The sequence below is a fragment of the Microcystis sp. M169S2 genome (genome assembly GCF_020245865.1).
In the GTDB taxonomy this organism is placed as follows: Bacteria; Cyanobacteriota; Cyanobacteriia; order Cyanobacteriales; family Microcystaceae; genus Microcystis; species Microcystis ichthyoblabe_A.
Genome location: NZ_JADBUB010000068.1, coordinates 1 through 13,033 on the forward strand (window position 1 = coordinate 1; position 13,033 = coordinate 13,033).

Genomic DNA, 13,033 nt, shown 5'->3' on the forward strand with positions numbered 1-13,033 from the left:
GCCTGAGTCTCTAAGTTAGATTGATTTTCTGAACTAGAAACTAGCGCATAAATAGCTACTTTATTTTCACCACAAAAACGGTCATCTTCAAAAATAATAATTGTTCCTGTAGGAAGACGTTCTCCTTGTAACTGCCCTCGATTCCACATTCTCCAAGCAGTGTCATAACTGATCCCTTTTTTCTTAGCATAATCTGATAGTTTTATGTGAACTGCAACGTAAACTTGTACTAACCATATTAGCAGTTGTTTGCAGTCATTTGCATATATTTTTTACAAAACTTTACAATACTCAAAAATTAGGCTTTCTTCTTCTTTGTGTGTTCAGTATATAGGAGCGATCGATCTTTGTGTCCTTTGTGTCTTTGTGATTCGTTCCACCCACTCGCCAGCAGCACTGTGTCTTAGAATACATATCGTGCTTGACATAAATCCCGCAATAGTGCTACAATGAGAAGCTGGCTTAAGCCAAAGACAGCAGGTGCCAAACAGCTTAAATACCCTGCCGAGGTCAAAGCGAGAAAACAGCAGCCAAAAAGACTAAAGAGAGATTTTTTCTGTCTTGGTCGTGCCTGAACTGATTCTCTCCACTCAACCCCGGCGCTACAAGGGGTTATTTTTGTGCCTGTGGAACCGGTCCCCCGCATACAGGAGGTGAACAAGGGATGGGGAGAAGCAGAGAAAGCAAGGGAGTGATTCTAGAAGAATTAAAAACCTCCCTGAGCGAAGCTCAATTAACGATGGTCATCGACTATCAAGGTTTAACCGTCGCCGAAATCAGCAATCTACGCCGCAAATTGCGCCCCACGGGAACGATTTGTAAAGTCACCAAAAATACTTTGATGGGATTGGCGATCGCTGAAGATAGTGGCTGGGAACCGATGAAAAGCCTTTTATCGGGAACATCCGCCTTTCTGCTCGTAAAAGAGGATATCGGTGGAGCTTTCAAGGCCTATCAAGAGTTCAAAAAAGAAAGCAAAAAAACCGAACTGCGCGGCGGTGTCCTCAAAGAAGGAACAAAAGGTCAACTGTTGACGGAAGAGCAGCTCAAAGCGATCGCTGATTTACCGTCGAAAGAACAGTTAATCGCTCAGGTCGCCGGAGCAATCAACGCCATTGCTACCAAACTGGCCCGCAGCATCAACGAAGTTCCCGCATCTTTGGCCCGCGCCGTCGATGCCGTGGCCCGTCAAGAAGAAAAAGAAGCGGCTTAATACCGCGCCAATCAATCACTTAAAACAATTAGGAGTCTAACCCATGTCTGCTGTAGCTGAAATCTTAGAAAAACTCAAAACCCTGACCCTCTTAGAGGCTGCGGAATTAGTCAAAGGTATCGAAGAAACCTTCGGAGTTAGTGCCGCCGCTCCGGCCGGTGGCATAATTATGGCGGCCCCTGGGGCCGCTCCCGCGGCTGCTGCTGAAGCTGTGGAAGAACAAACCGAATTTAACGTCGTTCTCGAAGAAGTTCCCGCCGACAAGAAAATTGCTATCCTTAAGGTAGTGCGCGAATTGACCGGTTTAGGACTCAAAGAAGCGAAAGACCTAGTAGAAGCCGCTCCCAAAGCGGTTAAAGAAGGCACTAACAAAGATGATGCCGCCGCCGTCAAGAAAAAACTGGAAGATGCCGGGGCAAAAGTTAGCGTTAAATAGATTGCCACTGATTCTGGGGATGTAGATTACATCCCCAGACAAGCCGAAAAGCTCATTTCCTGATACTATAGGATTGTTATAGCAGTCTTGTAGGATGTCCAACCATGGAAAGCGTCGCTTACATTTTAGTTTTAACTATGGCTTTGTCGGTAATTTTCTTCGCCATCGCCTTCCGGGAACCTCCCCGGATTCAAAAGTAAATTTCTTAACTCCGTTTAGGTTAATAATTTTCTTCCCTGAGCCGCCCGCTTGTCAAAAGCAGGTTAGCGGCTCTGGTTTTCGTATTTAAAGGCTTAAATTAAAGGTTCCCCTCACCGAGCGCCTCCTATGCAGTGTCCTAATTGTCAGCATACCGATAGTCGCGTTTTAGAGTCCCGTTCCTCCGAAAACGGTCAGAGCATTCGTCGTCGTCGTGAATGCTTACAGTGTAAATATCGGTTCACCACCTACGAGCGCATCGAATTCGTGCCAATCACGGTGATTAAAAAAGATGGTAAACGGGAATCTTTCGATCGCTGCAAACTGCTCCGGGGGATCGTCCGCGCTTGCGAAAAAACCGGCATTCCCCCCTCAAGATTAGAGGCGATCGTCAATGATATCGAATCTCGTTTGCAGCAAGACTCAAAACGGGAAGTAACAAGTCAGGAAATCGGTCAATTAGTCCTAGAATATCTCCGGCAAGAATCGGAAGTGGCCTATGTGCGCTTTGCTTCAGTTTACGGCAATTTTCAGGGAATTAGAGACTTTATCGCCGCTTTAGCGCTGCTGCAATCCTCCGAAATCGAACGCGCCTACCCTTCTTGGTCTCCAGTGGAAGAAGCCAGCGTGATCACCTCGTCTTAAATAGGGTTTGGGGTAAAAAGTTTTTCCTGGGGGCAGGGTGTAGGGTGTAGGGTTTTACCCATTTTCAGGGGGTCAATTACCTAATTTTCAGGGAAAAAGTCCAGGGATTTTCCCCCCGATCACTCCAATAGGCGGTACTTTTGGATTTCAAAAAGGTCTAAAAGTCTTATCGAACAATGTTTTTAGATTTATTCAGCAAACCCTAAATAGTTCCCGATTCAGTTATAATGAGGATCCCTTGTGCTATTTCAAGCCCAAGCTCTGGTTAGATTCTTAAAAGTCATTCTTGAGGCAGATTGCCTCCAAGAAAGCCGGATGCGGCAGTTCATCCCCTAGGCCCCGCCTAGTAACTAAATTAGGAGGCATCTCCTTGATTTAGAAACTGTACATCACATAGGAGGAAAAACCTACGGAAATTCCGAGGCCCAAACAACGTACATGACCACCCAAAAAACTGCAAACAAAAACATAGGCTTTACCCATGAAGATTTTGCCGCCCTTCTAGACAAATACGATTATCATTTCAGTCCGGGAGATGTTGTCGCCGGGACTGTTTTCAGCATGGAACCCCGGGGAGCGCTCATCGATATCGGCGCTAAAACCGCCGCTTTTATCCCCGTGCAGGAGATGTCGATCAACCGCGTCGATAATCCCGAAGAAGTTTTACAACCCAACGAAACCAGGGAGTTTTTCATTCTTACCGACGAGAATGAAGATGGACAGCTAACCCTGTCGATCCGTCGCATCGAATATATGCGCGCTTGGGAACGGGTGCGTCAATTGCAAAAAGAAGATGCTACCGTGCGCTCGAATGTTTTCGCCACTAACCGTGGTGGGGCATTAGTCAGAATTGAAGGTCTCCGAGGCTTTATCCCCGGTTCTCACATTAGCACCAGAGAAGCGAAAGAGGATTTAGTCGGTCAGGAATTGCCCTTAAAGTTTTTAGAAGTGGATGAGGATCGCAACCGTCTGGTTTTAAGTCATCGTCGCGCTTTAGTGGAACGCAAGATGAACGGTTTAGCCGTGGGACAGGTGGTAATCGGTTCTGTGCGCGGAATCAAGCCCTACGGTGCTTTCATCGATATTGGTGGAGTCAGTGGTTTACTGCATATTTCCGAAATCTCTCACGATCACATTGACACCCCCCACACGGTTTTCAATGTCAATGATGAGTTAAAAGTGATGATTATCGATCTCGATGCCGAAAGAGGTCGCATTTCCCTCTCGACTAAACAATTAGAACCAGAACCGGGAGATATGCTCAAAAATCGCCCGTTAGTGTTTGAAAAAGCCGAAGAAATGGCGATTAAATACCGAGAAAAACGTCTAGCGGAAGCGGAAGGCCGGACCGTCTCGGAAGTAGTGGAAGAAATCGAAGTTCCCCCCGCCTTGGAGGAGGAAGATTTAGTTCTCGCCGCTACCGAAGAGTAAGTCAGTTATCAGTTATCAGTTATCAGTTATCAGTTATCAGTTATCAGATTTTAGTTTTAAGTGTACAGTATTAAATAAAAGTTTCCTACTGTCTTTTCACTGATTACTGTTTACCGATCACTAAAACGTTTCCCAACCCCCCGTTTAATTTCAATCTTCAGACACTGCCGATAAATCCTGTAATTCCAGTCATCTCCTCATTAATATTGGCATCGAGGAAACGATCCAAGTCATCAAAAGTGGTTCCGTAGGCAATAGTGCTATCGTGGTATCCTTTCAGACTGACGGTATGTTGAGTAAAAACTTGCTGGAGATGGGGTAAACCGATGAGATAACTGTAGGTAGTGGCTCCGATGGCTAAATCCTTGCCCATTTCTTTGGTAGCCGACTCTAAACGAAAAGCGGCGTTGACTGTATCCCCGATCGCCGTATAATCTGGATGTTCACCGCTGCCAGTATTGCCGACCATAGCATAACCAGTATTCACTCCCGCACCGATGCGTAATTTAAAAGGTAAGGGATATTGTTCGCTTAAGGCGCAAGTCATGTTATTTAGTTGTATAATTGCTTGGAAAATTTGCAGGATATCGTCTTGATCGACTTCCTGTTGGCCGTGAAACCAGATGGCCATGATCGCATCACCAATATATTTATCTACCCAACTGCCGGAACTGCGGATAATACCCCCGGCATGGCGAAACCAACTGCCAATCAGAGAAGAAAGCACTTTTTCGTCTAATTGCCTCGTTAAAGCCGTAAAATTCCGCATATCTACCACCATCACCGATGTTAAGCGCCGTTCATGGACGGCGGAGGTGAGGGTATCCCATTCTAAATTGCGCGGTTGCTTGCCCACATTGGTGGGAGCAGGACGATAGAACTGCACCTCGGTTTTGCCAAAGGTGATCTGCTCTTGGCTATGGATAGTCACTGGAATGGCCACCCTTCTGCCATTGACAAAAGTTCCATTGCGACTACCGAGATCGATCAGATAAAAATCCCCTGTTTCCGTGGATTGTAGAATAGCGTGATTACGAGAGATACAGTGATCTTTAATCACGATATCGTTATCTTTGCTCCGTCCGATTGTCCAGTAAGATTTCCCCACGAGAGGGAAAAAACGCTGGCCTCTCTCGGTATGGAGTAGTAAATAGGGATTTTTTCCTAGTAGTATATCCACGGGTGCATAAGCGGCAATAGATAGACTGCGTTAATTATATAGCCTATTGTCTTAGGCCAGAGAGGCGGTAATCCAAAATAAACCATCGACTAAAATTGTACTCAATACAGCCCCGCTAAATGCCCACCAATGACATCCCCTTTTTTGCAAAGGATAAATACCGATCGCTAAGAGCAGGTTGAGCAGCACGATCGCCCAACTGATGCCCCAGGGGGTCTCAATTTGGGCTAAGGCGTTATGAAATATCGGCGATACTAGGTTGGGATCTAGTTCCACGGTCATTAATTGTCGCCAGTAGGGAATTAGTCCCGTTAGATAGAAATATACATCGGTGATGGCCGTTCCTAACAAAGAACCCAGATAGAAAAGATTGCCCACTTTGCCACGACCTTTGTATAGTCCCCAGAGAACAAAGGGCAGCCCGATCGCTTCCATGGGAATATGGATCAACGGTTCCCAACGCCACCAACCCCAGTACAGAGAACCTGCTAACCAACTCCAACTAAAGCCCAAAAGTAAATCCCCCCAAAGACTGATTTTTTCTTGTTTGAGCAGCCAAACCCCTAACCCCACCCAGAAAAAGGTTAAACCTAGGCTAACTTCGGGATAGTAGCGCACTAGGGGCGCTTGTATGAATACGGGGACTGATACCAGAAATGCTGCTGTCCAAAAGACGGATTGACATTTTTCCCAGTTAGGGACTAGGGGTTTCAGGCGATCGGGATTGCTGGAAACTAGGGTAGAGTTGAGCAAAGGATTTCAGAATTGTTACGAAACTTTACTTACATTAATATACATCATTCTCTGTCCACTATATCCCCTCTAGAAGATTTTAATTAGTTAAAAAGGAAAATTGAGGGAGAATAACTGAGTGCTATCCTGTTAGAATCGAAACAACAGCAGCGATCGAGGAGTGAAACAAATATGCCGGCGGGCTATGAAGAAAATCCCAGAATGCCCCTAGATAAAGTTATTTTTGTTATTGCTTGCATCTATCTAGGTTGGGTGGTGGCATGGCTCATCAGTCAGAAAAATGCCCCTATCTCTCAAAATAGCACGACTTCCCAAGAAGATAAAAAATTTATTGCCTATCTGCAATCATCCCTTGCTATTATCGATCGCCAAAGTCAAACTTCATCCCCCGATCCCAATCCTGCTGCCAAAAATAACCCTTCTCCAGTAGTGCCAGTTCCACCAGCACCACCCGCTAATTTACCGGTTAATAACACTCCCCAGATCATAGAAAGAATTTACGTTCCTGTTTATCCCCAAACCCCTGAAACTACTGCCAAACTTGTCCCAGTTACACCCTCAAATACCGACATTTCTGCACCACCATTACCAGCTGCTCCCCAGGTAAATCGACCGGTGGCAGCGGTTATTCCTACCAATAATCAGGTGAAAAATACCCTGGTGGGGGTAATGGATTTAGGCGATCGATCTACAGCTTTATTTGATAATAAGGGCATAACCACTCGTATTTCTCCGGGGGAATTTATCAATGGTTGGACTTTAGTGGAAGTTGGTAATCAACAGGTTATTTTGTCTCGCAATGGCCAAACAAAAGTCTTAGAAGTGGGACAATCTTTTTAGGTTAAACGACGGATAAATTCTAGGGGTAAACCGTCTGTATCGGCAATAAAAGTGACTTCATAGACATGATCGCCGATCATCTGTTGTTGGGGTAGCAAAAGAATATTTAAAGGTTGATATAAATCGGCATCCTCTTGATGGGCTTGCTGAAAGTTATTTGTTAATTTTTCTAACCATTCTGGTAAATTGCTGACATTTTCTGTTAGGTCAAAAGACAAGTGATAATAACCCACATAATGCTGATCACCAAAGGCATCGGGAGCGGGTTTCGGTTGAGGAATTTGGATTAATTCGATGCGTCCGTTTAACCCAGTGAGCCAACAAGCCAAAGTATAACCCGTGGTGAATCTTTCCTCTAGGGTAAAACCGAGAAGTTGATAAAAAGCGATCGCCCGATGGATATTAGCGGTACGAATAGAAACATGGTGCATTTTCAGTAATCAGTAATCAGTCAAAAAGACGAAAATAGGGATAACGTTTGGGAACCCCCGGTTCTTTTTCCAGATCAAAGTTAATTACATCCCAACAGGGTTCATCGGGGGTATCGGGACTAAATTCTACCGGTAAACCGTAGAGACGGGGAATAGTGGCTTCACCCAGTTCATTACCGCGCCAAGTGGTGTTACGTTCTAGGTAGGAACTAACTAAATCCCGATAACGGTTGGCAATAATTACTTTAGTCGCTTTAAATCCTTGAGTATAGAGGCGATCGAGTGCTTCGTGAATCTCAAAACGAATACCATCTGGGTGAGTATGTTGACGATACCACTCACCATTCCAGAGTCGCCAATGCCGTCCTGACTGCAAGTGAACCAACTCACCCGTTTTGGGATCGGCTTCAAAAGCCCCATGGCGCGGACACAAATAGGTATCCGTCAAAGTGAGGGCGGGGATTAGCTGCCGACAATGAGGACAATGGATATCGGGGCCAAAAACAGGGTATTGTAAACTTGCATTGATCATGGAAGAACCTAAACTAAAAATTGCTATCTTTGTACCAATAATCCTATATATATTATACCCAACCAAATTGGACGGGTATTCTCTTTCGACTTTAGTGCAGATCCTCCCATGTCCTTAGATAACTTAAGATCAACTTCTAATTTCTGGCCGATTGTCGATGTCAGTCAAGCGGCTTTTATTGCCCCTAATGCCACGGTAATGGGCGATATTTCCCTAGCTGTGGGGGTGAGTGTTTGGTATGGGGCGGTATTGCGTGCCGACGTGGAACGCATCGAAATTGGGGCTTATACTAACATCCAAGATGGGGCGATCCTACACGGAGAGCCGGGCAAAATTACTATTCTTGAAGATTACGTTACCATCGGGCATCGGGCGGTAATTCACGCAGCCCATATTGAGCGCGGTTGTTTAATCGGCATTGGGGCAGTGATTCTCGATGGTGTGCGCGTCGGGGCGGGTAGTATTGTTGGGGCGGGTAGTATTGTGACAAAAGATATACCACCGCGATCTTTAGTGGTGGGCATTCCCGCTAAACGCGTCCGGGAAGTGTCGCCACAGGAGGCTCAAGAGTTGATCGAACACGCCGAGCGCTATGCTAAACTTGCCCTCGTTCATGGGGGAAAAGGTACTGATACTGGATTCCCAAAAGGGGCGGTTTAGGGTATAAATATAAAATGAGAATCAAGTAACAATCTTTTAAGCACTGACCGAGGAGAAGGAAATCTATGGACTGGAGAGTGTTAATCGTTTTAACCCCTTTGCTTATTGCTGGTGGCTGGGCTGTCTTCAATATCGGCGCTGCCGCTCTTAGACAAGCTCAACAGTTTCTCAGCAAACAAAGTTAATAAAAGTTTATAATTTTTAGTAAAACCGACCGCCTAGGCGATCGGTTTTTAATTTTTTCTTATCCAGCGATCGCTGATTGGGGTGTAGGGTGTAGGGTGTAGGGTGTAGGGTGTGGGGTGTAGGGTGTAGGGTGTGGGGTGTAGGGTGTAGGGTGTAGGGTGTAAGATGATGGGGAAATGGGGGAATTATGAATTATGAATTATGAATGATAACTGATAACTGATAAGTACCTAAGCAAAATTAATTACACATTTCGATCAAGCTTTTGCCTTTTGCCTCTTGCCTTTTGCCTATCCTAACCAAGAAATTAATTTTGCACGACTACTTAACTGAATTGTCATCTCGACTAGGAAACTAATTTTACACTAATACCTAACCATGAAATCTAATTGTCAAAATCTCATTCAAGAACTTGCCCATCTGGAAATTATCACCGATCCGGGGCAAGTGGCGAAACTTTCCTTAGATTATTATCATTTTAGTCCCATTTTAGAAGCACAACTGCAAGATAAACGGGCTGATTTAGTCATTCGTCCCCACAATAGCCAAGAGGTTATTGACATCGCTAAAACCTGCGTTAAATACCAAATTCCTTTAACAGTTAGAGGTGCGGGTACAGGTAATTATGGTCAATGTGTTCCCTTGCAGGGCGGAGTAATTTTAGACACAACCAAACTAACAAAAATTATCTCGATCGAACCGGGTACAGCACGGGTAGAAGCGGGGGTAAAAATGGCATTTTTTGATAAACAAGCTCGCGCAATTGGTTGGGAATTAAGAATGGCTCCCTCTACCTATCGGACGGCGACAATTGGCGGTTTTATCGGGGGTGGCAGTGTGGGCATGGGTTCGATTAATTATGGACAATTGAAGGATAGGGGCAATCTGCAAGCAGTGCAGTTAGTCACCCTAGAAACAGAACCAAAAATTATCGAACTACGGGGGGATGAGGTAGAAAAAGTCAATCATGCCTACGGAACCAATGGCATTATTACCGAGTTAGAAATAGCCCTCGCTCCCTGTTATCCTTGGGCAGAATTTATCGTTACTTTTGCCGATTTTATCACCGCCGCTAAATTCGGTCAAGCTCTTAGTGATAGTGATGGCATCGTTAAGAAAATGGTTAGCGTTCACTCCTGGCCAATTCCCGCTTATTTTACTGCTCTTAAGGATTATTTACCCACAGGAAAAGCGGCAGTTTTGTTAATAGTATCGGACAGCGATCGAGTTGCCCTAGAGTCTTTAATTAAAGAATATAATGGTGAACTTACTTACTATAAAACGCCAGAAGAAACTCAAAAAGGCAACAGTATCTTAGAATTTACTTGGAATCATACCACTCTCCATGCGCGTAGTTGTAACCCCAAAATAACTTATCTACAGGCTTTTTATTTTAATCTAGCCACGGTAGAGAAACTCTATAATTATTTTGGGGAGGAAATAATGATGCACCTAGAATTTTTGAAATTTCAAGGTAAAGTTATTCCCGCCGGTCTTCCCTTGCTAGAATTTACCACAGAAACTCGATTAAATGAGATTATTGCTATCTATGAACAACAGGGTGCAGCCATTGCCAATCCTCACACTTATATCATGGAAGATGGCGGCAGCAGACAGATTAATCCCCTGCAACTAGAATTTAAACAACTCGTCGATCCCTACGGATTAAACAATCCGGGTAAAATGCGAGCATGGGTTGAAGCAAGGGGGTAGGGATTCGATTCAAGCTAAATTAAACAAGATAGTTCACCGCGGCTCTCTTGGATTTGGTGGGTAAAATGTATTCTAAGATATAATCCTCCTAGAGAGGGGGTGGAACGAACCACAAAGACACAAAGGACACAAAGATCAATCAATCATATTGTAAGTTAAACTTATCACACACAACCTAGAAGAGCCTCACCGCTACTACCGAATTACTAACCGGTGAAAAGGGAGTGGGGAAAACAAAACTCCCCGCTGCCCCTTGCCTATTCCCAGACTTGCCCCGATCCGATACAATTAAACGGTTGTCTTGGAAGAATTAATAGTGATCGAGCGTTATACTCTCCCCGCGATGGGGAATTTGTGGACGGATAGATATAAATATCAAACATGGCTAGAGGTAGAGATAGCCGTCTGTGAAGCGCAGGCAGAATTAGGCTATATTCCGGGGGATGCAGTAGAAGAAATTAAGGCAAAAGCTAATTTTGATCCCGATCGCATTTTAGAAATAGAAGCAGAAGTGCGCCACGATGTCATCGCCTTTTTAACAAATGTTAACGAATATGTGGGCGAGCCGGGGCGTTATATTCATTTGGGTTTAACCAGTTCTGATGTACTAGATACCGCCCTATCCTTACAATTAGTCGCCAGTTTAAACCTGATTTTAGAACAATTAGAAGATTTCATTCAAGCCCTGCGTTATCGCGCCCAAGAACACCGTTATACAGTCATGGTGGGACGTTCCCACGGCATTCACGCCGAACCGATCACCTTTGGCTTTAAACTAGCGGGATGGTTAGCGGAAGTGCTGCGAGGACGCGATCGTTTAATTCGCTTGCGCCAAGACATCGCCATCGGTAAAATATCCGGTGCAGTGGGAACCTATGCCAATATTGATCCCAAAATTGAGGCGTTAACCTGTCAGAAGTTAGGATTAGAACCGGATACCGCTTCCACTCAAGTTATCTCCCGCGATCGACACGCCGATTATGTGCAACAATTAGCTTTATTGGCGGCTTCGATCGAACGTTTTGCCGTGGAGATTCGCAACCTGCAAAGAACTGATGTCCTAGAAGTGGAAGAATACTTTTCCAAAGGACAAAAAGGCTCCTCCGCTATGCCCCATAAACGTAATCCCATCCGTTCAGAACGCTTAACGGGAATGGCGAGAATTATCCGTAGTCATAGCGTTTCCGCCTTAGAAAATATCGCCCTCTGGCACGAAAGAGATATTTCCCATAGTTCCGTAGAACGGGTAATGCTGCCGGATGTTTGCATTTTGACCCACTTTATGCTCAAGGAAATCACCGATTTAGTCAAAAATCTGCTGGTGTATCCCGAAAACATGAAGCGAAATATGAATGTCTATGGTGGTGTGATTTTCAGTCAAAGAGTTCTTTTAACTTTAGTGAGTAAGGGAATTAGCCGGGAATCTGCCTATAAAATCGTCCAAGAAAACGCCCATCGCGCTTGGAACACCGATAACGGCAATTTTAAAGCTTTTATCAGCCAAGATGAGCGAGTTACTGGCATTTTATCCCCCGACGAGATCGAAAGTTGCTTTGATCCCCAGCAGCACTTAAATCATCTTAATAGCATCTACCAAAGGTTAGATATTTAAGGAGCTTTCAGTGATCAGCTATCGGCCACGTTTTTGAGATCGGCAAATTGAAACCTTGGGAGTAACAATGTCATGACCATTACTGCGAGCAACACTTCGACAAAGCTCAGTGTTCACCTACCGATGGAAAAAATTGCCCAGTTTTGCGATCGCTGGCAAGTGACCGAATTCGCCACTTCGACAAAGCTCAGTGTTCACCTATTCGGCTCCGTCCTGCGCGAAGACTTCCGCCCCGACAGCGACATTGATGTTATGGTGGAATTTCATCCAGAGGCTCACCCCACATTCAGCACCCTAGACCAAATGGAAGCAGAGCTAAAAACCATTTTCCATCGAGATGTTGACCTGATTACCCGCCAAGGCATTGCCACCAGTCGCAACTACCTACGCCGTAATCAAATCCTTTCTTCGGCTCAAGTGATTTATGCAACGGGATCCCCAATTCCTGCTTGATATGCTGCAATCCGCAGAACTGGTAATGATCTACACGGCTCAATGCTCGAAAGCTGAGTTCGTCGCCAATGTGCAGCTTCAAGATTCTGTGATTCGACGGCTCTTGGTGATTGCCGAAGCCGCCGGACGAGTTTCCCAAACAACCCGACAAAACTTGCCCAACATTGCTTGGCAAGAAATCAAGGGAATGCGAAATCGGTTGGTACATGAGTATGATGATGTCAACCTCAATATCGTTTGGGATGTGGTTCAATCGCAGCTCCCATCACTAATTGAGGAGTTAAAGGGGCAAATTCCTCCTGAACGTTGAGGGTTGTTAGGCGGAAGTAGCGATCGCATAGGGAGAACTCAATGATTTTGTCGGGTGCGTTTCTTGCTGCGACGAGGGGGAACGCACCTTACCGATTATGATACAATCGCGGCATATACTTCTCGCTTGCGACAACCGCGATGAATGTTTTCTGGCGCTATTTCCCCTTGGCATTTGTTGTTATGCTTTCTAATAGAACTCTTGCAAATTAATTATATGTTATAATGATGGGTTAACTAATTTTCCCCAAAAAATTAGTTAATCAGTACATTCATCCTGAATGAAAACTTGAAGTTTAACTTTTAACTCAAAACTCTTTAGATATGCTTTAATTTGGTTATCAAAACCTCTTTATTTAATCGGCACAAACTATCTCAATTTTTATAATTGAGAATAAATTCTCCTTGACTTGATTAATCTTTAGGCAACTTTTAAGAAGC

Annotated in this window: 16 protein-coding genes, 2 pseudogenes and 1 other annotated feature; of the genes and pseudogenes, 13 read left to right on the forward strand and 5 right to left on the reverse strand. The window is 44.7% G+C overall.

The features are described 5' to 3' along the window. Positions 1-206, reverse strand: a pseudogene (locus IM485_RS07275) (IS607 family transposase); the annotation flags it as partial. Between the two features lie 243 nt (positions 207-449). Continuing rightward, positions 450-566 (forward strand) — a sequence feature (ribosomal protein L10 leader region). A gap of 98 nt (positions 567-664) precedes the next feature. Here IM485_RS07275 and rplJ point away from each other — a divergent pair. The 6 genes and pseudogenes from rplJ to IM485_RS07300 all read left to right on the forward strand — a co-directional run bounded on the left by rplJ (position 665) and on the right by IM485_RS07300 (position 3,923). Next, positions 665-1,213: a 50S ribosomal protein L10 gene (rplJ, locus tag IM485_RS07280; RefSeq protein ID WP_008206397.1), complete on the forward strand. Its 549-nt coding sequence runs from the start codon at positions 665-667 to the stop codon at positions 1,211-1,213. 43 nt (positions 1,214-1,256) lie between these two features. Continuing rightward, on the forward strand, positions 1,257-1,649 hold the full coding sequence (rplL, locus tag IM485_RS07285) for a 50S ribosomal protein L7/L12 (RefSeq protein WP_004162771.1): 393 nt from the start codon (positions 1,257-1,259) through the stop codon (positions 1,647-1,649). 104 nt (positions 1,650-1,753) lie between these two features. After that, complete coding sequence (locus tag IM485_RS07290; RefSeq protein ID WP_012267019.1) at positions 1,754-1,849, forward strand: photosystem II reaction center protein T; 96 nt, start codon at positions 1,754-1,756, stop codon at positions 1,847-1,849. A gap of 127 nt (positions 1,850-1,976) precedes the next feature. Continuing rightward, positions 1,977-2,492, forward strand: coding sequence for a transcriptional regulator NrdR (nrdR, locus tag IM485_RS07295; RefSeq protein WP_104395483.1), 516 nt, complete (start codon positions 1,977-1,979; stop codon positions 2,490-2,492). Then, positions 2,493-2,678: pseudogene (locus IM485_RS22925) on the forward strand (hypothetical protein). A 252-nt stretch (positions 2,679-2,930) separates the two neighbouring features. Further along, positions 2,931-3,923, forward strand: a complete 993-nt coding sequence (locus tag IM485_RS07300; protein ID WP_002737013.1) for a 30S ribosomal protein S1 — start codon at positions 2,931-2,933, stop codon at positions 3,921-3,923. Positions 3,924-4,080: 157 nt separating this feature from the next. Here the strand turns inward: IM485_RS07300 and IM485_RS07305 are convergent, their stop codons facing one another. Continuing rightward, the gene (locus IM485_RS07305; protein ID WP_104395482.1) at positions 4,081-5,103 is read right to left on the reverse strand and encodes an adenylate/guanylate cyclase domain-containing protein; all 1,023 of its coding nucleotides are present in this window, start codon (positions 5,101-5,103) and stop codon (positions 4,081-4,083) included. Positions 5,104-5,154: 51 nt separating this feature from the next. Beyond that, positions 5,155-5,856 carry a DUF3120 domain-containing protein gene (locus tag IM485_RS07310; RefSeq protein WP_287742223.1) on the reverse strand — a complete coding sequence of 234 codons (702 nt, stop codon included), beginning with the start codon at positions 5,854-5,856 and terminating at the stop codon, positions 5,155-5,157. A 171-nt stretch (positions 5,857-6,027) separates the two neighbouring features. On the opposite strand from IM485_RS07310, the gene IM485_RS07315 reads away from it, so the two are divergent. Further along, positions 6,028-6,696 carry a hypothetical protein gene (locus IM485_RS07315; protein WP_287742225.1) on the forward strand — a complete coding sequence of 223 codons (669 nt, stop codon included), beginning with the start codon at positions 6,028-6,030 and terminating at the stop codon, positions 6,694-6,696. On the opposite strand, the gene IM485_RS07320 is transcribed toward IM485_RS07315, so the two are convergent. Beyond that, on the reverse strand, positions 6,693-7,127 hold the full coding sequence (locus IM485_RS07320; RefSeq protein ID WP_194017295.1) for a VOC family protein: 435 nt from the start codon (positions 7,125-7,127) through the stop codon (positions 6,693-6,695). The genes IM485_RS07315 and IM485_RS07320 overlap by 4 nt on opposite strands. A gap of 16 nt (positions 7,128-7,143) precedes the next feature. Next, positions 7,144-7,659 (reverse strand): TIGR02652 family protein, encoded by a 516-nt coding sequence (locus tag IM485_RS07325; protein WP_104395478.1) that lies wholly within the window; start codon positions 7,657-7,659, stop codon positions 7,144-7,146. A gap of 108 nt (positions 7,660-7,767) precedes the next feature. Between IM485_RS07325 and IM485_RS07330 the strand changes: the two genes are divergently transcribed. From IM485_RS07330 to IM485_RS07355, 6 genes are all read left to right on the forward strand, one after another. After that, entirely contained in the window at positions 7,768-8,319 is a 552-nt protein-coding gene (locus IM485_RS07330; protein WP_287742228.1) for a gamma carbonic anhydrase family protein, read from the forward strand. 65 nt (positions 8,320-8,384) lie between these two features. After that, positions 8,385-8,504, forward strand: coding sequence for a photosystem II protein Y (locus tag IM485_RS07335; protein ID WP_012265998.1), 120 nt, complete (start codon positions 8,385-8,387; stop codon positions 8,502-8,504). Between the two features lie 379 nt (positions 8,505-8,883). Beyond that, a complete protein-coding gene (locus IM485_RS07340; RefSeq protein ID WP_287742234.1) occupies positions 8,884-10,218 on the forward strand; it encodes an FAD-binding oxidoreductase in 1,335 nt (444 codons plus the stop codon). A gap of 316 nt (positions 10,219-10,534) precedes the next feature. After that, positions 10,535-11,830: an adenylosuccinate lyase gene (purB, locus tag IM485_RS07345; protein ID WP_004268608.1), complete on the forward strand. Its 1,296-nt coding sequence runs from the start codon at positions 10,535-10,537 to the stop codon at positions 11,828-11,830. Positions 11,831-11,902: 72 nt separating this feature from the next. Further along, positions 11,903-12,283, forward strand: a complete 381-nt coding sequence (locus IM485_RS07350; protein WP_104395475.1) for a nucleotidyltransferase family protein — start codon at positions 11,903-11,905, stop codon at positions 12,281-12,283. Next, on the forward strand, positions 12,255-12,593 hold the full coding sequence (locus IM485_RS07355) for a HepT-like ribonuclease domain-containing protein (RefSeq protein WP_104395474.1): 339 nt from the start codon (positions 12,255-12,257) through the stop codon (positions 12,591-12,593). The genes IM485_RS07350 and IM485_RS07355 overlap by 29 nt, the downstream gene beginning before the upstream one ends. The last annotated feature ends 440 nt before the right edge of the window (positions 12,594-13,033 follow it).

Coding starts and splice junctions, on each gene's coding strand:
- IM485_RS07335 (WP_012265998.1), top strand. CDS start 8,385: ATGGACTGGAGAGTGTTAATCGTTTTAACCCCTTTGCTTATTGCTGGT.
- IM485_RS07325 (WP_104395478.1), bottom strand. CDS start 7,659: ATGATCAATGCAAGTTTACAATACCCTGTTTTTGGCCCCGATATCCAT.
- rplJ (WP_008206397.1), top strand. CDS start 665: ATGGGGAGAAGCAGAGAAAGCAAGGGAGTGATTCTAGAAGAATTAAAA.
- IM485_RS07320 (WP_194017295.1), bottom strand. CDS start 7,127: ATGCACCATGTTTCTATTCGTACCGCTAATATCCATCGGGCGATCGCT.
- nrdR (WP_104395483.1), top strand. CDS start 1,977: ATGCAGTGTCCTAATTGTCAGCATACCGATAGTCGCGTTTTAGAGTCC.
- IM485_RS07350 (WP_104395475.1), top strand. CDS start 11,903: ATGACCATTACTGCGAGCAACACTTCGACAAAGCTCAGTGTTCACCTA.
- IM485_RS07330 (WP_287742228.1), top strand. CDS start 7,768: ATGTCCTTAGATAACTTAAGATCAACTTCTAATTTCTGGCCGATTGTC.
- IM485_RS07300 (WP_002737013.1), top strand. CDS start 2,931: ATGACCACCCAAAAAACTGCAAACAAAAACATAGGCTTTACCCATGAA.
- IM485_RS07290 (WP_012267019.1), top strand. CDS start 1,754: ATGGAAAGCGTCGCTTACATTTTAGTTTTAACTATGGCTTTGTCGGTA.
- IM485_RS07355 (WP_104395474.1), top strand. CDS start 12,255: ATGCAACGGGATCCCCAATTCCTGCTTGATATGCTGCAATCCGCAGAA.
- rplL (WP_004162771.1), top strand. CDS start 1,257: ATGTCTGCTGTAGCTGAAATCTTAGAAAAACTCAAAACCCTGACCCTC.
- IM485_RS07340 (WP_287742234.1), top strand. CDS start 8,884: ATGAAATCTAATTGTCAAAATCTCATTCAAGAACTTGCCCATCTGGAA.
- IM485_RS07315 (WP_287742225.1), top strand. CDS start 6,028: ATGCCGGCGGGCTATGAAGAAAATCCCAGAATGCCCCTAGATAAAGTT.